Origin of the sequence: Pantoea sp. CS_6, assembly GCF_041954745.1 — a bacterium.
Lineage (GTDB): Bacteria > Pseudomonadota > Gammaproteobacteria > Enterobacterales > Enterobacteriaceae > Pantoea > Pantoea stewartii.
The window spans coordinates 127,832-146,437 of the sequence record NZ_JAVAYG010000005.1; the positions used below are offsets into that span (position 1 = coordinate 127,832).

An 18,606-nucleotide genomic window follows, 5' to 3' on the forward strand; every position below is an offset into this window, starting at 1 on the left:
GAAAACCATTCAAAAAATGGATTGATGATGCATAAAACCACGCTGGAACAATGGAGCCTGCTGGATAAGGTTATGAAAGAAGGCAGCTTTGCAAAAGCCGCCGACCTGACCAACCGCAGCCAGTCCTCAGTCAGTTACAATCTTGCCATGCTGCAACAGCGTATTGGCATCACCTTACTGCACATCGAGGGCCGCAAAGCGGTACTTACGCCCGCCGGTGAATTGCTGCTGGCGCAGGTGCGGCCGCTTCTTAAGGCGTTTCATTCGCTGGAGGCGTATGCGGGCGCCATACGCAGCGGCGTCAGAACCAAACTGGATCTGGTGGTGGACAGCATCTTTCCGCGCCGCCGCCTGTTCGCTGTCCTGAAAACCTTTCAGCAACGCCACCCACACACGCAAATTAATCTCACCGAAGTGCTCGAAACCGATACCGATTATGCTGAGGCCGATGTGATGGTGGTAACCCAGCGTCAGGATATGGCCGGGCGGGGCGAATGGTTGATGAACGTGGATTTTGTCGCTGTGGCGCACCGCGATCACCCCTTGCATCAATGCGGCGTAGACCTGGATGAGGAACAACTGGCGCGGTATCCGCTGATTCGCATTGCGGATCGCGAACATTTTACAGTGCAGAATGAAAGCAGCAGTGGCGATTACTGGTCTTTCTCAACCATTGACGCGGCGGTAGAAGCGGTAATGCATCAGGTGGGCTATGGCTGGATTCCGCAGGAGCGCATCCGTCACGAACTGGCAAAAGGCATTCTGAAGATATTGCCGCTTCGGCATGGGGTGCGCCGCGCCACCACGCTGCATCTGCTGATTAAAAAAGACATTATCATGCTGGATCCGCCCATCGCGACCTTACTTGACCTGCTGAAAACGGCACCGCAAACGGACGTACCGTAACGGGCGCCACGGCACCCGGCGTCAGCTTTGACTGGATTTACGGTGTGACGTGCAGGGCGTGAAGCAGGGCATCCAGCGAGTCAGGAGCCTGCTGATGGCGGTTTTCAACCGGATGACCGCTCCACGACAGGGCATCGTCCAGGCTATAGTCGCCGGCGCAATGCAGATCAAGATCGTCATCCAGCAGGCCAATCGGCAGCCAGATCAGCGGCCGGTCACGTAAGTCGTTCGGCACAGTGGATCCACAGTTCCTGCAGAAGTCATTGCGGTATCCCTGCGGGCGACGCCAGCTGGCGATAAAGGTTTCACCGGCCAACCAGCGAAAGTGGTCTGCATTAACGATCGTCGCCAGATTATGGCCCGTGCCGGTCTGGCGACGACACAGCGAACAGTGGCAGCGGTAAAAATGACTGGGCTTTTGTGTCAGCCTGAATACCACCGTTCCGCATAAACAACGTCCTGAAATCATGCTGGCTTCCCTGAAGAAAATGCGCTTAAGAAGACGCTTAGTGTGCCCGCTTTTTGGCCCAGTACGCCATAAAGTTAATCGCTTCGCGATCAACGCCGCGCTCGCCAATCAGATGGCGACGCAGCAGTTTCACGACGGTCGATTCGGCGGCCACCCAGCCGTAAAATTCATTGTTGCGCGCCTGCGCACGATCCCACAGTAACTCACCGTCTTCCTCTTCCTGCACGGCCTGCTGCTGGCCGCCATCGGGTACGCTGACCTGGGACTGAATTGCCGCGATCAGGCATTCACCATGTGAAGCAAACGCAGGTTTGCGGGGCAACCACACAATGTCGGCAAACGCGTACGCCTGTAAATCGACGCAATCCTCAGCATCCGGCACCTCAAAAAAAGCCTGAACCCGGGGCGGATGGGGCTGGCGGGCCAGCAATTCCAGAATGCCTTTCGCGGCAGGCAAGGCGGTTTCATCGGCAATCAGCAGCGCATTGCGCAGGCCGTCTGGCGGCGTCCATTCATAGCCACCGCTGTCGGCCTCAAACGCCGCATTCGGCGCAACGATTACCAGGCTGTCGCCCGGTTTCGCGTTGATGGCCCAGGCCGAGGCCGGACCTTCTGTACCGTGGCTGACAAACTCAATGGTGAGCTCCTCACGTTGGGCATCCAGATGGCGCAGCGTATAGGTGCGCAGCAGCGGCCGCTGCGCTTTGGGCAGCGACAGAATCGTCTGGTACCACTCATCGTTATTGGGCAGGTCGGGCAGGCTGCCATCTTCGGCAGGCAGCAAAATCTTAATCCGCTGGTCGGGCGCATCCGATTTCATCTGTGCCACGTCGGGCCCGTTAAACACCAGGCTCAGCATCGAAGGTGAAAGGTGATGTTTGCGGGCCAGTTTGACCTCAAAAAGGCGGTAAGCAGGGACGTCAGCCATCGTCGTTCCTTGTGGTTAATGAGCCGATAAGGCTGATCGTGAACGCCAGATCAGCCCCGACAGGGCAATAAAGAGCATGGCGGCAGTGAGTGCGGCGGCAATCAGCGCGGCTTCGCCGTGCGAGTGCGTGATCACTGGCACCAGAAGGGCACACAAGCCATAGCCCAGCGTATGACTGGTGGCGATCCAGCCTGCTCCGGCGCCGTCTGCCAGCGTGTCGTTGAGCAGCAACTGATAGGCGGGTGTGCCGAGCGCCGCACCGAACGACATCACGGCACAGCCGACATAAAACAGCCAGAGCGGCGTGGTCAGCATCATGCCCAGGCCCAGCGCCATCAGGATCCCGGCGCTGATTAACAGTGAAAGCGGCGTCAGTAACTGCGGACGCAACACCAGAAACTGCGCACCCAGTGACGCGATGGCGGCAACGCTCAGCAGCCAGGCAACCTGATGGCTTATCGCCGCCGTCTGCCCGGCAAATTGTCGGGCCAGCGCCGGAGACAGCCCCAGTTGCATCAGGCTGACGGTGGCCGCCAGCAGCAGGGCGCATAGCAGGTAGGGCAGGCAATGAGGGCGCAGGCGGGCGTTTTTACGCGTCACCGCTGGCTGCGGGGCCGAACGTTGTAACGGCAGCAACAGGGCCAGCGCCAGCAGCGGCGCCACCACCAACAGCGCCAGCGGGGCCAGCGGATGAATCACCAGCATTCCGGCCGCGCAGAGGGGGCCAAAAAGTCGGCCACAGCTCAGGCCGGAGCTGATGGTCGCCAGCGCCGTCATGCGCTTCTCTTCGCCCGCCCGGTGCAGCGCCCATACCTGACAGGCGGGCACCATGGCCGATACCATCAAACCATAAAAAACCCGGGCAATAATTAATATGCCTAATCCAATCGGTGCGCTGACGGCCTGCACAGACAGCAGCGCACAGCCCAGACCGAGCAGCAAAAAGCTGGTGCCGTAACCGGCCAGCGACCACAGGACCACCGGTTTACTTCCCTGACGGGCAATCTGCTTTCCCCACCACGGCGACGCGGGCAAAAACAACATGGAGCCGAGCGTTAACAGTCCTGCCCACACCGACAGGCTCAGGCTGGTCTGAGCAACCAGCACCGGAATCGCGACCAGCAGGCCATTTTGTCCCACACCCAGCAACCCGGCGCTGATGGCTAAAGGCCAGTTTGCTAACGCTTTTTTTTGCGTCATGGCCAGTTCAGGAGATGTCACGATGTTGCTAACCCGTATCTTTGTTGTATGTATTTGTAAAATTTATTCTGCCAATTCTAACAATTGTCGTTGATAATGAGAACTGTTATCGGCAGAATTCGCATTATCATAACGACTGGAAATTGTTTGATAATGATACAATCAACGCATGACGGGGCCTGGGACGTGGCGGCACAATGCTTCCTGAACGCCCTGATCCGTGAAACCAGGGACTGGCAGTTGAGCCAGAGTGACCCCGCTGAACTGACGATCCCGTTGGATGAACAGCAGACCTTACACTTTAAGGTGGCTTACTTTTCTCCGACGCAGCACCACCGTTTTGTCTTTCCGGCCCGGCTGGTGACGCAGCGGGGCAGCCAGCCGGTGGCGTTTGAAACCGTCGCCAGGCTGATTGTCGATAAGTTACAACACCAGCACGCGCTGCCCGTCGCAGGCTGCGAGGCGTTTTACCAGCGCGTAATGCAAAGTCATGCTCACACCCGCGAAGCGGCGACGTCCCGTCATGACTGGGGCGGCCTGCGCGAAAACGCACTCAATTTTGCCGAGGCCGAACAGGCGCTGCTGGTCGGGCACGCTTTCCATCCTGCCCCCAAATCGCACGAACCTTTCACGCCGCAGCAGGCCAGACGCTACCTGCCCGATTTTGCCCCGCATTTTCCGCTGCGCTGGTTCGCGGTGGATAAAGACTACCTGGCGGGCGACAGCCTGAAACTGAACTTACAGCAGCGCCTGACGCGTTTTGCGGCCGAGAACGCACCGCAGCTGCTGCATGCGCTGACGGACCAGCGGTGGTTATTCCCGCTGCATCCCTGGCAGGCGGACTATTTGCTGCAGCAGAGCTGGTGTCAGCAACTGATGGAGAAAGGAGTGCTACAGGATCTGGGTGAGGCGGGAACATCCTGGCTGCCCACCACGTCATCACGCTCGCTCTATTGCGCGACCAGTCGTGACATGATCAAGTTCTCGCTGAGCGTGCGACTCACTAACTCCGTCCGCACTTTATCGGTGAAAGAAGTCAAACGCGGCATGCGGCTGGCGCGGCTGGCGCAGACCGCGCGCTGGCAGGCGATGCAGGCGCGTTTCCCGACGTTTCGTGTGATGCAGGAAGACGGCTGGGCCGGGCTGCGTGATATGCAGGGCACGATCAGGGAAGAGAGCCTGTTCGCACTGCGTGAAAACCTGATTGTCGACCAGCCGCAGAGTCAGACCAACGTGCTGGTCTCCCTGACGCAGTCCGCGCCGGACGGCGGCGACGCACTGCTGACGGCGGCGGTTAAGCGCCTGAGCCAGCGCCTGCGTATCAGCGAACAACAGGCCGCCCATGCCTGGGTGGATGCATACTGCCAGCAGGTGCTGAAACCGCTGTTTACGGCCGAAGCCGATTACGGACTGGTGCTGTTAGCGCATCAGCAAAATATCCTGGTGGAAATGGCACAAGACCTGCCGGTTGGCCTGATCTATCGCGATTGCCAGGGCAGCGCCTTTATGCCGCACGCCGCAGGCTGGCTGGATGAGATTAGCGAAGCGCAGGCAGAAAACGTCTTTAGCCGCGAACAGCTGCTGCGCTATTTCCCCTATTACCTGTTAGTGAATTCCACGTTCGCGGTCACGGCGGCACTGGGCGCGGCGGGCATGGACAGCGAAACGCACCTGATGGCGCGCGTACGTGATGCGCTGTCTGCGCTGCGTTGCGAGGTCACGCACACGGACTGTCTCGATTACGTGCTGGAAAGTCCGCACTGGAATGTGAAAGGCAACTTCTTCTGTTACCTGCACGATCACAACGAAAACACCATCGTCGATCCGTCGGTAATCTACTTCAACTTCACCAATCCTCTTCTGTCCCAGGAGCGCTAAATGTCTCAGGCAACGATTGTTCACAGCGGCCACGGTTTGCGCTGCGAGAAGTCTGGTAAGGCCCTGAATCTGGGCTGGGGACAGGACAACAGTGCGGTCCTGCATTATACCGGCCCGCTTGCCGAAGGCTGGTTGCGTGATGCGCTGGATCAGATGTTTATCGCGGCTCCGTCGCTTTCCGCCATTGTGTTGCCCTATGCCGAATGGCGGGAAGAGCCGCAGGCGCTGGCCCTGTTTGCCGCGCTGAAAAGCGATATCGTGCACCGCGAGGCGTTCTGGCAACTGCCGCTGTGGCTGTCCACGCCGCGTCAGCAGGCGTCCGGCGAGATGGTCTTTGATGCCGAACGTGAGATTTACTTCCCCCAGCGTCCGCCGCGCCCTCAAGGCGAAGTCTATCGCCGTTACGATCCGCGTGTGCGCCGGACGCTGAGTTTCCGCGTGGCCGATCCTGCGCGGGATGCCGAGATGTTCACCCGCTGGATGAACGATCCGCGCGTGGATTATTTTTGGGAGCAGAGCGGATCGCTGGCGGTGCAGACCGCCTACCTGCAACGCCAGCTCACCAGCAGCTATGCCTTTCCGCTGATTGGCTGCTTTGATGATGCGCCTTTCAGCTACTTTGAAATCTACTGGGCCGCCGAAGACCGTATCGGACGCCACTACAGCTGGCAGCCGTATGACCGCGGCCTGCACCTGCTGGTGGGCGAATCGCAGTGGCGCGGACCGCACTATGTACAGAGCTGGCTGCGCGGTATCAGCCACTACCTGTTCCTGGATAACCCGCACACCCAGCGCCTGGTGCTGGAGCCACGCGCTGATAATCAGCGCCTGTTCCGTCATCTGGCACCTGCGGGCTATGCCACCGTTAAAGAGTTCGACTTCCCTCACAAGCGCTCTCGCCTGGTGATGACCCGGCGTGCCCGCTTCTTCAGCGAGGTGGGCCTGTGATGAATCCGCACGCATGGGAAACCGTGAACCGTCAGCTGGTGGCGAAAATGCTGGCCGAGCTGGAGTACGAGCAGGTCTTTCAGGCCCAGGCGCAGGGCGATAACCGTTACTGCATCAGCCTGCCGGGCGCTGAGTGGCACTTTACCGCCGAACGCGGCATCTGGGGCTGGCTATGGATCGATGCGCAAAGCCTGCGCTGTGCGGATACGCCGGTACTGGCCCAGACCCTGCTCTGCCAGTTACAGCCGGTGCTGTCGATGAGCGATGCCACGGTAGCGGAGCATATGCAGGATCTCTACGCCACCTTGCGCGGCGATCTTCAGCTTATGCAGGCGCGTCAGGGAATGAGCGCGGACGCGCTTATCGATCTGGATGCCGACCGCCTGCAGTGCCTGCTCAGCGGCCATCCCAAATTTGTCTTCAACAAAGGCCGACGCGGCTGGGGACTGGCGGCACTGGCGCGCTACGCCCCGGAATACCTGAACACGTTCCGCCTGCACTGGCTGGCGGTTCAGCGTGAGCATCTGGTCTGGCGCTGCGACAGCGCGCTGGACATCCAGCAACTGCTGCATGCCGCGATGGATGACGGCGAATACGCCCGGTTCACCGAGGCCTGGCAGGCACAGGGACTGGACGACAGCTGGCTGCCGTTACCGGTTCATCCCTGGCAATGGCAGCAAAAAATCGCACTCGATTTTGTCGCGGATCTGGCCACTGGCAAAATGGTCTCGCTGGGCGAGTTTGGCGATCGGTGGCTGGCACAGCAGTCACTGCGCACGCTGACCAACGCCAGCCGTCAGGGCGGACTGGATATCAAACTGCCGCTGACGATCTACAACACCTCCTGCTATCGCGGCATTCCTGGCAAATACATCGCGGCGGGCCCGCTGGCCTCGCGCTGGTTACAACATGTCTTTGCCACTGATGCAACGTTGCAGCAAAGCGGGGCGGTGATTTTGGGCGAACCGGCCGCAGGCTATGTCGCTCATCAAGGTTACGCCGCGCTGGCCGAAGCCCCCTATCGCTACCAGGAAATGCTGGGCGTGATCTGGCGCGAAAATCCTGCGCGCTGGCTGCATCAGGACGAAACGCCGATTCTGATGGCGACGTTGATGGAGTGCGATGAGCAGGGACAGCCGCTTATCGGTGCCTACATTGCCCGCTCGGGCCTGAGCGCCGAGGCCTGGCTCAGTCAGATGTTTCGCGTGGTTGTCGTGCCGCTGTATCACCTGCTGTGCCGTTACGGCGTGGCGCTGATTGCGCACGGACAAAATATTACTCTGGCGATGAAAGACAGTATTCCGCAGCGCGTCCTGCTGAAGGATTTTCAGGGCGACATGCGGCTGGTGAAGGACGATTTTCCCGAGATGGCCTCTCTGCCTCAGGCGGTCCGTGATGTCACGGCCCGCCTGAGCGCGGACTATTTGATTCATGACCTGCAAACCGGACATTTTGTTACGGTTCTGCGTTTTATTTCGCCGTTGATGGCGCGCCTTGGCGTACCCGAGCGGCGCTTTTACCAACTGCTTGCCGCAGTGTTGAGCGATTACATGCAGGCGCACCCGCAGCTGTCGGCGCGCTTTGCGCTTTTCTCCCTCTTCAAGCCACAAATCATTCGCGTCGTGCTGAACCCGGTAAAGCTCACCTGGCCCGATCAGGATGGCGGGAGCCGTATGTTGCCCACTTACCTGGAAAATCTGCAAAACCCGTTGTGGCTGGTCACCAAGGACTGAATCATGACAAACACTGTTGATTTTATTGGCATCGGTATTGGCCCGTTCAACCTGAGTATCGCGGCGCTGGCACACGAAGCCGAGGGTTTTACCAGTGCGTTTTTAGACAGTCGGCCGGATTTTGCCTGGCATCCCGGCATGCTGGTGCCGGACTGCCATATGCAGACCTCGTTCTTAAAAGATCTGGTCTCGGCAGTTGCGCCCACCAGCCCGTTCAGCTTTGTGAACTACCTTGTGAAGCGTAAGAAATTCTACCGCTTTATGACGGCAGAGCTGAGAACCGTATCGCGGGATGAGTTTTCTGACTATCTGCGCTGGGCCGCCGAGGGCATGGATAACCTGCACTTTAATCACACGGTGGAGCGCATCGAGTTTGACGACACGAAACAGCGTTTCGTGATTCACAGCCATGACGGTGAGCGCTACGCACGCAATATTTGTCTTGGTATTGGTAAACAGCCCTATCTGCCGCCGTGCGTCAACCGCATCAGTGCGACCTGTTTCCACGCCAGTGAGATGAGCCTGCGCAAGCCGGATCTGCGCGGCAAACGCGTTGCCGTAATCGGCGGAGGGCAGAGCGGTGCCGATCTGTTCCTGAACGCCTTCCGGGGAGAGTGGGGTGAGCCGGCAAATGTCAGTTGGGTGTCGCGTCGCAATAACTTTAACGCGCTGGATGAAGCGGCCTTTGCCAATGAATATTTCACCCCTGAGTACGTGTCCAGCTTTGTCGGCCTGAGTGAGAAGGCGCGCCAGACCATGCTGGATGAGCAAAAGATGACTTCGGATGGCATTACGGCAGCGTCGCTGCTGACGATTTATCGCGAGCTGTATCATCGCTTTGAGGTGCTGGGACAGCCGCGCAATGCGCATCTGCTTCCCAGCCGCTCGGTGGTGGAACTGACCCGCCATCAGCAATGCTGGCAGCTGCAGTTACAGCATCAGCTCGATCAGGGTTATGACCTGATTGAGTGCGATGTGGTGATTTTTGCCACCGGTTATCGCCCGGCGTTGCCCGAGCTACTGTCACCGCTGATGAGCCGCCTGACCATGAAAGACGAGTGCACGTTCAGCGTGCGCGAAGATTTCACGCTGGAGTGGAACGGACCCAGGGACACTAACATCTTTGCGGTCAACGCCAGTATGCAAACGCACGGCATCGCTGAACCGCAACTCAGCCTGATGGCCTGGCGTTCCGCCCGTATTCTGAATCGCGCGCTGGGGCGTGATTTATTCGATCTCAGCACGCCGCCTGCCCTGATTCAGTGGCGCAGCGCGAGCCGGGAAAAACCGCAGCAGGGTGCTGCATCCACTCAAAACTATACCGAGTCCTTGGGGTAAACCTTAACCTCGCATGCAGGAACGACGATGAAGACTAAAAACAAAAATATCTGGCTGCTTAATCCGCTGTTATTAGCCATGATGGCACCGGCGGTGGCACAGCAAACCAGTGAGAATGAAATGGTTGTCTCCGCCAGCCGTACGCACCGCACCGTGGCGGAAATGGCACAGACCACCTGGGTGATTGAAGGGGCCGAACTGGAGCAACAGGTCCAGGGCGGAAAAGAGTTTAAAGATGCGCTGGCACAACTGGTACCGGGCCTGGACGTCAGTAGCCAGGGCCGCACCAACTACGGTATGAACATGCGTGGTCGCGCTATTGTGGTGCTGGTAGATGGCGTACGCCTTAACTCCTCGCGTACCGACAGCCGTCAGCTGGATTCCATCGATCCGTTTAATATCGATCATATTGAAGTGATCTCCGGTTCCACCTCGCTATACGGCGGCGGCAGTACCGGTGGCCTGATCAATATCGTGACCAAAAAAGGCCAGCCAGGGACCCAGTTTGAGTTTGAAACCGGCACCAAAACCGGATTCAACAGTAGCAAAGACCATGATGAACGCGTGGCGGCTGCCCTCTCCGGCGGCACCGATCGTGCCTCCGGACGCCTGTCCGTTGCCTACCAAAAGTTTGGCGGCTGGTATGATGGCAAGGGCGACTCACTGCTGATGGACAATACCCAGACGGGCCTGCAGTATTCCGATCGTCTGGATATTATGGGCACCGGCACGCTGGAGATTGATGACCACCAGCAACTGCAGCTGGTCACGCAGTACTACAAAAGTCAGGGCGATGACGATTATGGCCTCTATCTTGGGCGTAACTTCTCCGCAGTAACGGGCGGAGGCACCGCGTACACCCGCAAAGGGCTGAACTCCGACCGCCTTCCCGGCACCGAACGCCATCTGGTCAGCCTGCAGTACTCCAATACTGATTTTCTTGGTCAGGAGCTGGTGGGGCAGGTTTACTACCGGGACGAGTCACTGGCGTTTTATCCGTTCCCCACGGTGTCCGGCGGACGCGTCACCAGTTTGTCCTCCTCAGAGCAGAACACCGATCAGTACGGCGGTAAGCTGGCGATCACCAGTAAGCCGGTCGATGGGCTGCAGCTGACCTACGGCGTAGACGCCGATCATGAGCGTTTCAGTTCCAACCAGATGTTCTTTGATCTGGGCCAGTCGGCCGCCTCGGGCGGGCTGAACAACCAGAGCATCTACACCACGGGCCGTTATCCGGGTTATGACATTACTAATCTGGCGACCTTCCTGCAGTCCAGCTACGACATCAATGAGACGTTTACGCTGAGTGGCGGTGTGCGCTATCAGTACACCGAAAACAAGGTGGATGATTTCGTCGGTTACGCTCAGCAGCAGGCGATTGCCAACGGTACCGCGCGCTCGGCCGATGCGATTCCAGGCGGCTCTACCGATTACGATAACTTCCTGTATAACGCCGGTATCCTGATGCATATCACGGCGCGGCAGCAGGCCTGGTTTAACTTCTCGCAGGGCGTTGAGCTGCCCGATCCAGGCAAATATTACGGGCGCGGCACCTATGGCCGGGCGGTTAACGGCAATCTCCCGCTGACCAACAGCGTTAATGTGGATGCCAGCAAGTTGCAGGGCATCAAAGTCGATTCATGGGAACTGGGCTGGCGCTATACCGGCGATAATCTGCGTACGCAACTCAGCGCCTATTACTCGCTGTCAGACAAGAATGTGCAGCAGAATCAGGACCTGACGATCAGCGTGGTTGACGATAAGCGCCGCATTTACGGGGTGGAAGGTGCCGTGGATTACTTTATCCCGGACACCGACTGGAGCACCGGAGCAAACTTCAACGTGCTCAAAACCGAGTCCAAAGTGGATGGCAGCTGGCGAAAATATGACGTGAAAGTGGCCAGCCCGTCGAAAGCGACCGCCTATGTTGGCTGGTCGCCGGATCCGTGGAGCCTGAAGGTGCAGAGCACTACCTCGTTTAATCTCAGCGACGACGCGGGCTACAACATCAACGGCTACACCACTGTTGATTTCATTGGCAGCTATGAACTGCCTGTCGGCAAGCTGAGCTTCAGCGTGGAAAACCTGCTGGATCGTGATTACACCACGGTATGGGGCCAGCGCGCGCCGCTGTACTACAGCCCGACCTATGGTTCACCGTCGCTGTATCAGTACAAAGGCCGGGGACGGACGTTTGGTCTGAACTACTCCGTGCTGTTCTGAGTCGGTATTCTTGCCCGGTGTTGCGCCGGGCAAGCCTCACGCCCGTTATCCTGGCAGCGTGTTGAGTACAACAAACACAGTGACCGGTTCAGGCCACTGTGTTTACCGGATTACGAACTGCGATGCAGCGTCAGCGGGGCAGACAACCAGCGGGCGACGCGCTTACCTGCTTTGATGGCGGGCTTTTCAATGTAGAAAAACATTACCGACGCCAGCGCCACGCTGGCGCTGACCGACAGTACAAAAATCATAAGGTTATCTGTCCAGGCTTTATCTGCCAGGCTGTTCATCAGCAGTACCATGAGCGGATAGTGGATGAGATACAGCGAATATGAGATATCCCCCAGGAAAATCAGCGTACGGTTGTGACCGGTGTCGGCACGGTAGCTCAGCATCACCGTCATGATCATGATGGCGGCGGCCAGCCAGAAACCGCCGTGCAGGCCAAAGGGCTGAGGTCCTGTAATCAGGGCGGTAATGACCGCCAGCACCAGCCCTGCCTGAAGCAGTCGGCGCATTCTGTTATCCAGTTCCGGTAGCTTACGCTTCACCAGCAATTCTGCCAGCAGCATCCCCAGGATGAACTCCATACAGATAGTGTTACTGATTAACTTAATCCACGCCTGCCACCAGTGCGTCACCGTCAGATGCGGCGAAACCTGTGAGGAAAAGTCAAAACTGCCGTTGTAGTAAAGCTGAAATCCCACACTGGAGACGATGAAAATCAGTGCACAAAGGTAGCTGCGATAGCGGTAGTTGATGCACATCGCTACGGTGAAAACGGCGTAAAACAGGATCTCGTAAGACAGCGTCCAGGGCGGCCCTAACGCGCTGAATCCAAACGTCGGTCCGGCGCTGCTGTAATTCTGCAGACAGAAATAGAGCGCACAGGACATATCGTGAAGAGAGCGATCGTGATACACCACCGCGAAAGACAACAGCCAGACGACAAAGAAGACCGGCCAGATGCGGAAAAAGCGTTTCACCATGAATGAGGTCGGGGCTTCGTTAAACTGATGGGTAATGAAGGTCATGATGAAGCCGCTGATAATAAAGAACACGTCCACGCCCAGCGCGCCTGGAATGTGTCGGGTCCAGTGACCCTCTAACAGCGATGAGTTGTGCGCCAGTACCACAAGTAACGCAGCAAGGCCGCGCAGATACTGGATTGAGACGATTTTCATGAATGTTACAGCCTGTCGGTTGACTCATTAGCGGCAGTCGCGCGGGCGAGCCGATACGGTTAAGCGTAGGCCGTATTGTAAAAATGACTTAACAATGGTCAACCGCCGTTTATCGGGCAGAAAAATACATTTCCAAACGATAGCGTATTTTTGCTGAATAAAGCGCGGCGATCGAGGCTGTTAGGCGCACAACGAGAAAAGTGCGCCATCAGGATTTCAGAGGGTTCTTAACCAAAATTGATAACTTACATGCGCAACAGACTCATGCAGCGCGGCGCGGCGATACGTGTCCACCCAGGGCGCGCCGAAAGATTTCTATCGTCCACATCCACAGAATATGTCCCAGCGTTTCCGAGGCAATTTCCGCCAGCGGCAGGTGCCATAAGGGCGGTGCCCAGCCGTTTATGGGCAGGATCACGGCGTGAAAGGCCACGGTAATGATCAGGGCGAACGCCACGCCCTGACCCAGCGTAATGATCGGGATAATCTCGGCCAGGGCGCAGTAGAGCAGGGCGAAGAAAATCGAGAACAGGTGATGAACACCGGCCACGCCCCAGTTCACCACATGACCGGAATAGTGATAGACCAGGTTGCTGACATTGATTCCCATATCCTGGAGCATCTCCGCGGGGGGAATTGCCCTGTCCGGCGTTCTGGGCGGAAACGGATTCTCCGTGCCCCATTTGACAAAACTGGCGACGTTACCGCCCCAAAACCCTGCCCACAGCGCCGCACCGTAATGCCGATCGGCCGGGGACGTCAGATAAAACCCTGTTTTCATTTTTCACCGCTCCCGCTGAGTAAAAAGAAGAGAATTACTGGCCGTAATAGGCGTTTGCTCCATGCTTTCTGAGAAAGTGTTTATCCAGTAACGGCTGCTGCATTCGGGTGATATCAGGCGTCAGCTGGCGGGAAAAAATCCCCATATAGGCGATTTCCTCCAGCACGACTGCGTTATGCACGGCATTATCTGCGTCTTTCCCCCAGGCAAACGGCCCGTGAGCATTAACCAGCACGGCGGGAATGGCCGTCGGGCTGATGCCGCGTGAGCGGAAGGTTTCGATAATCACTTCGCCGGTATTGTGCTCGTAATCGTGAGTAATTTCGGCCTCCGTCATCAGTCGGGTGCAGGGAATGGCTCCATAGAAGTAGTCAGCGTGTGTGGTGCCCCAGGCTGGCAGGTCCTGGCCCGCCTGCGCCCAGATGGTGGCATGACGCGAATGCGTGTGCACAATGCCGCCGATGTCCTCAAAGGCCCGATAGAGCGCCAGATGGGTGGCCGTGTCCGATGAGGGCTTTTTCGTGCCCTCCACCACGCGGCCGCTTGCCAGTTCCAGTACCACAATATCGTCCGCCGTCATGCCGTCGTATTCCACGCCGGAAGGCTTAATCGCCATCAGCCCTTGCGCACGATCGACGGCGCTGACGTTGCCCCAGGTAAACGTCACCAGATGGTGGCGCGGCAGCGCCAGGTTTGCCGCCAGCACCTGCTCTTTCATCATGGCAATGCTCATAGTAAGCCTCCTTCCTGCATTTTCTGTTCAATCCAGCGCCGTGCCTGTACGATCTCGGCAACCGGCTCCTCGGCTTTCTCGGTCCACATCTCAATCAGGAACGATCCGCGATAATTCAGCGCTTTGAGCGTGCGAAACACGCCAACGAAATCCACGCAGCCTTCACCAAAGGGCACATCGCGGAACTGCCCCGGTGAATGGGCGGTGACCGGTTGGGTATCTTTCAAATGAATGGCGGCGATGCGATCAATGCCCAGCGTCAGTTCGGCAGTCACGTCATTGCCCCAGGCGCTGAGATTGCCCACATCCGGATAAACGGAAAACCACGGAGAAGCCTGCTGCTGTTCCCAGGCTTTCCACTTGCTGATGGCGTTCATGAATTCGGTATCCATGATCTCCACCGCCAGCATCACCTGCGCCGCTGCTGCGCGCTGCACTGCGCGTGACAAGCCCTCGGCAAACCGCGCGACCGTGCCTGCATCATGCGGTTCGTAGTAGACGTCATAGCCCGCCAGCTGAATCGTGCGGATCCCCACATCTTTCGCCAGCTGGATGGCCTGATCGATCAGATCGTCTGCGCGCTGGCGGATCGCCGGATCGTGGCTGCCAAAGGGAAAGCGGCGATGGCCGGACAGGCACAGGGAAGGAATGGTGACGCCGGTTTCGATGGTCGCGTTGACCAGCGACAGGCGCTGCTCTTTGCTCCAGTTCAGCCGGTCCAGCCGTTCATCGGTTTCATCGACCGACATTTCCACAAAATCAAACCCGCAGGCTTTGGCCAGCGCGAGACGTTCTGGCCAGGTGAGATTCGCAGGCAGGGCTTTTTCGTAAATCCCTAACGGGTGCAGGCGTTTCATACTGTCCCCCAATGGCGGCCAATGGCCTGGTGAAATGCGGTGGCGCATGCAATGCCGTTCTCGCCATCGCTCAGGGCGCGGCCGGCAATAAACGCCTTCACATCGATATCGCGAAACTGAGAAAGGTCATCCGGGGTGATACCGCCCGTGACGGACAGGGCAAAACCCAGGTCTGATAAGGCTTTCATGGTATCCAGATCGTGCTGATTCCACTGTTGCCCGCTGGCCTGTGCGTCCCGTCCACGGTGATAAATAGCCTGGGTCAGACCCAGCTTTCGCCACTGCCGGGCATCATCCAGCGTCCAGTTGCCAAACAGTTCGATCTGAATATCCCCCTGGTACTGCTGCGCAACCGCCAGCGCGCTGGCAAAGGTTGCCAGCGGCGCGGCACAGATCACCGTCATCCAGTTAGCCCCTGCCGCAAAAGCCATCTCCGCCAGGGCGCCGCCGGCATCCGCCACTTTGTAATCCGCGACCAGCGTTTTTTCCGGGTGCTGCTGGCGCAGATGACGTACGGCTTCAACACCGCAGCTCAGGCACAAAAGCGTACCGGCTTCGATAATGTCGACATGCGGATGCAGTTGCCGGGCGGTAGTGAGCGCGGCATCCAGCGTGGTGTGATCCAGCGCCAGCTGGAGTAAGGGCAGGCTCATGGCAGGTCTCCCTGGGCGTCGCGCAGGACGCGAATCAGATGTTGATAACGCTGATACTTTTGCTGGTAGCGGTCATAGCACGTGCTGTCCGGTTGCCAGCACACGATGTCAGGGGCCAGGGCCTGCTGGGCCGCCTGGAGTGAGGCATAAGCCCCGGTACCGGTTAATGCCACCAGCGCCGCGCCCAGACAGCCGCTCTCACTGATCTGCGGAACTTCAACCGTCAGGCCGCTGGCATCGGCAAACATCTGCATCCAGGGCGCAGAGCGCGTAGGCCCACCGCTCAGACGCAGGGCGGTAACCTGAGGAAAACGTTGCAGAATACGGTTGAGGTGCGTCAGATGTGAGAACACCACGCCTTCGTAGATGGCCTGAACCAGATGGGCGCGCGTGTGACCTGCCTGCAGGCCAAAAAAGCTGCCGTGCAGATCGGCACCGGCATTGGTGCCATACAGGAAAGGCAGAAACAGCACACTGCTGCTGGCGGGCACCAGCGCTGCTACCCACGTATTAAGCTGGCTGTAGTCCTTAATGCCCCACTGGTCACAAAACCATTCCAGATTGGCCGCCGACGTCGGGCTGGCCTCATGGATAAGGTACTGACCCTCAATGGCATAACGACCATAAACGTAGGGATAGTCTGCTTCATCGCTGATGCAGTCGGTAATGCCGCTGGTCACTGACCAGGTTCCCATCACCGCGTTCAGGCGCGTCGCATCATTCAGGCCCGCGCACAGCGCTGTTGACATCACATCGAACAGGCCGCCCACGACGGGCGTACCGGGCAGCAGACCGCATTCGGCAGCGGCCCCGTCGGTGACATAGCCCGCAATCTGCGTCGGGCCGATAATCGGCGGCAGTGCCGATATTATCTCCGGGATACCTGACATCTCTGCCAGTGCAGGCGACCAGTCGGCTGCCTGCATGTCATACAGATTGGACTCAGAGATATTGGTTTCTTCGCATGCCCGCTCGCCGGTCAGACAGAAACGCAGATAGTCATGGGCCATCATGACGCTGCCAATCGCCGCATAGCGCTGTGGCTGATGCTGCTTGATCCAGCGCAGCAGCGACACCGGATGGCCGGTCCACAGCGTTTGTCGGGTCAGCGGATAGAGTTTCTGCGGCAAGCCTTCCCGTTGCCACTGTTGCACAAGGCTCAGGGCGCGGCGGTCGGAGGAGAGGATGCCGTTGCCCAGCGGGCGGTGCTGTTTGTCCAGCAGAAACAGCCCCTTACCCTGTGCGGAAATGCCCATACCGGCGACCGACGCCGCATCCTCGCCGCTGGTGGTCAGCACCTCACGGATGACGGCTGCCGCCTGTTGCCACAGCAGCGTCATATCGCGTTCGGCATAACCCGGTTCCGGTACAACAACCGGCAGGTTTTGCCGGGCGACGGCCAGCTCGCGGCCCTGTATATCGTAAAGCCCGGCTTTAATAAAGGTGCCGCCACAGTCCAGTCCCAGCCAGCGTTTCATAATGCCTCCTGTTGAGGGGAATCGCAGCGTGCGGGCAACGTCATCGCCAGCAGGGCGGCAATCGCCAGTGAAATGGCAAGGCTGTAAACCCCGGCATCCCGGCTGTAAAACGCCATCAGAATGCCCACCATGTAGGGACCGCAGAAGCCGCCCAGGTTGCCCAGCGCGTTGATCAGGCCGCGCGCGCCGCCAGCCACCTCGGCATTAAACAGGCGCGGCGGAATACTCCAGAACACGCCCGCCGCAGACTGGATAAAGACGCCACAGCCCACCAGCGCCGCGTAGGACCACCAGATATGCGCTTTCAGTAACACCGACAGCGCCATGCACAGCGCAAAGCCGGCCAGCGGCAGCGCCACGAACAGCTTGCGCCGTCCGGTCGCGTCCGACAGAACAGAAAACAGAAACATGCCGACGATCGCCCCGACGTAGGGCAGAATGGCCAGAAAGCCCACCTGCTCCACATTACCGTGCGTCAGTCCTTTCAGGATGGTGGGCAGCCACAGCGTGTAGCCGTAAATGCCGGTCTGATAGAAGAAATTGACCAGAATCAGCCGCCACATAACCGGTTCGCGCATCACACGCATCAGCGAGGCGTTGCGCACGTTCTGCCCTTTGATCATCAGCTGTTCGTTATGCAGCGTGGTGATGAGATAGTGTTTTTCGGCTGGCGAAATCCATCTCGCTTCCTGCGGGCGGTTACTGATCGTGAAATGCCACAGGGCCATCACGACCAGAGATAACGCGCCTTCCACGTAGAACAGCATGCGCCAGTCCCAGCCGGTAATGATCCAGCCTGAGAGCGGAGCCGTGATGATCCCGGCGATCGGCACAAACATGATCACGATGGCATTTGCGCGACCGCGCTCCGCATCCGGGAACCAGTTGCCGATCATCGTCAGCACCACCGGTAACATGCCGCCTTCGGCAATCCCCAGCGCAAAGCGCAGCGCCAGCAGCTGATACTGACTGGTGGCCATGCCGGTCAGTATGGAAATCACCGCCCAGGCCAGCAGCGACCAGCCAATAAAGCGTTTACCGTTGCCGTAAACGGCCAGCCTGCCGCCGGGCACCTGCAGGAACAGGTAGCCAATGAAGAAAATGCCGCCTGCCAGTCCGGCCATCGAGGCGCTGATGCCCAGTTCAGCATCCATGCCGCCCGGCATCGCAAAGGCGATGTTGACCCGATCCATATACGAAATGATGCAGGTAATCAGAATCGGCGGAATGATCCGCAGCCAGCGCAGTGCAGGGACCTTTTCATGATTGACAGCGCTTGTGGTGATGCTCATCGTGC

At 58.5% G+C, this 18,606-nt stretch carries 16 protein-coding genes; 6 read left to right on the forward strand and 10 right to left on the reverse strand.

Annotated features, from left to right (window positions below):
* Positions 1-27: 27 nt before the first annotated feature.
* Positions 28-906: a LysR family transcriptional regulator gene (locus tag RAC90_RS09375; protein ID WP_375124316.1), complete on the forward strand. Its 879-nt coding sequence runs from the start codon at positions 28-30 to the stop codon at positions 904-906.
* 37 nt (positions 907-943) lie between these two features.
* Here the strand turns inward: RAC90_RS09375 and RAC90_RS09380 are convergent, their stop codons facing one another.
* The 3 genes from RAC90_RS09380 to RAC90_RS09390 are packed head-to-tail and all read right to left on the reverse strand — an operon-like array spanning position 944 to position 3,524.
* Positions 944-1,375 carry a GFA family protein gene (locus tag RAC90_RS09380; protein ID WP_375124269.1) on the reverse strand — a complete coding sequence of 144 codons (432 nt, stop codon included), beginning with the start codon at positions 1,373-1,375 and terminating at the stop codon, positions 944-946.
* A gap of 37 nt (positions 1,376-1,412) precedes the next feature.
* Entirely contained in the window at positions 1,413-2,303 is an 891-nt protein-coding gene (locus tag RAC90_RS09385; protein ID WP_375096894.1) for a siderophore-interacting protein, read from the reverse strand.
* A gap of 15 nt (positions 2,304-2,318) precedes the next feature.
* A complete protein-coding gene (locus tag RAC90_RS09390) occupies positions 2,319-3,524 on the reverse strand; it encodes an MFS transporter (protein ID WP_110268063.1) in 1,206 nt (401 codons plus the stop codon).
* 132 nt (positions 3,525-3,656) lie between these two features.
* Here RAC90_RS09390 and iucA point away from each other — a divergent pair, with 132 nt between their 5' ends.
* Genes iucA through iutA form a run of 5 tightly spaced genes read left to right on the forward strand, consistent with a single transcriptional unit; the run spans position 3,657 to position 11,623 of the window.
* Positions 3,657-5,381, forward strand: coding sequence for an aerobactin synthase IucA (gene iucA, locus RAC90_RS09395; RefSeq protein ID WP_375124270.1), 1,725 nt, complete (start codon positions 3,657-3,659; stop codon positions 5,379-5,381).
* Entirely contained in the window at positions 5,382-6,329 is a 948-nt protein-coding gene (gene iucB, locus RAC90_RS09400) for a GNAT family N-acetyltransferase (RefSeq protein WP_205952503.1), read from the forward strand.
* Positions 6,329-8,062 (forward strand): aerobactin synthase IucC, encoded by a 1,734-nt coding sequence (gene iucC, locus RAC90_RS09405; protein ID WP_033739082.1) that lies wholly within the window; start codon positions 6,329-6,331, stop codon positions 8,060-8,062. Before iucB ends, iucC begins: the two co-directional genes overlap by 1 nt.
* A gap of 3 nt (positions 8,063-8,065) precedes the next feature.
* Positions 8,066-9,400 (forward strand): NADPH-dependent L-lysine N(6)-monooxygenase, encoded by a 1,335-nt coding sequence (gene iucD, locus RAC90_RS09410; RefSeq protein WP_039339019.1) that lies wholly within the window; start codon positions 8,066-8,068, stop codon positions 9,398-9,400.
* 27 nt (positions 9,401-9,427) lie between these two features.
* Positions 9,428-11,623, forward strand: coding sequence for a ferric aerobactin receptor IutA (gene iutA, locus RAC90_RS09415; protein ID WP_039339017.1), 2,196 nt, complete (start codon positions 9,428-9,430; stop codon positions 11,621-11,623).
* Between the two features lie 110 nt (positions 11,624-11,733).
* Here the strand turns inward: iutA and RAC90_RS09420 are convergent, their stop codons facing one another.
* The 7 genes from RAC90_RS09420 to RAC90_RS09450 form a co-directional block, all read right to left on the reverse strand.
* Positions 11,734-12,807 carry an acyltransferase gene (locus RAC90_RS09420; protein ID WP_205953875.1) on the reverse strand — a complete coding sequence of 358 codons (1,074 nt, stop codon included), beginning with the start codon at positions 12,805-12,807 and terminating at the stop codon, positions 11,734-11,736.
* Between the two features lie 262 nt (positions 12,808-13,069).
* A complete protein-coding gene (locus RAC90_RS09425) occupies positions 13,070-13,588 on the reverse strand; it encodes a DUF1440 domain-containing protein (protein WP_033739091.1) in 519 nt (172 codons plus the stop codon).
* A gap of 34 nt (positions 13,589-13,622) precedes the next feature.
* A complete protein-coding gene (gene araD / locus RAC90_RS09430; RefSeq protein WP_375124271.1) occupies positions 13,623-14,321 on the reverse strand; it encodes an L-ribulose-5-phosphate 4-epimerase in 699 nt (232 codons plus the stop codon).
* Entirely contained in the window at positions 14,318-15,178 is an 861-nt protein-coding gene (locus RAC90_RS09435) for an L-ribulose-5-phosphate 3-epimerase (protein WP_006121631.1), read from the reverse strand. The genes araD and RAC90_RS09435 overlap by 4 nt, the downstream gene beginning before the upstream one ends.
* Positions 15,175-15,831 carry a 3-keto-L-gulonate-6-phosphate decarboxylase UlaD gene (gene ulaD / locus RAC90_RS09440; RefSeq protein ID WP_185200042.1) on the reverse strand — a complete coding sequence of 219 codons (657 nt, stop codon included), beginning with the start codon at positions 15,829-15,831 and terminating at the stop codon, positions 15,175-15,177. Before ulaD ends, RAC90_RS09435 begins: the two co-directional genes overlap by 4 nt.
* Entirely contained in the window at positions 15,828-17,309 is a 1,482-nt protein-coding gene (locus RAC90_RS09445) for an FGGY-family carbohydrate kinase (protein ID WP_375124272.1), read from the reverse strand. The genes ulaD and RAC90_RS09445 overlap by 4 nt, the downstream gene beginning before the upstream one ends.
* Positions 17,306-18,601, reverse strand: coding sequence for an MFS transporter (locus RAC90_RS09450; protein WP_058707848.1), 1,296 nt, complete (start codon positions 18,599-18,601; stop codon positions 17,306-17,308). Before RAC90_RS09450 ends, RAC90_RS09445 begins: the two co-directional genes overlap by 4 nt.
* Positions 18,602-18,606 lie beyond the last annotated feature (5 nt).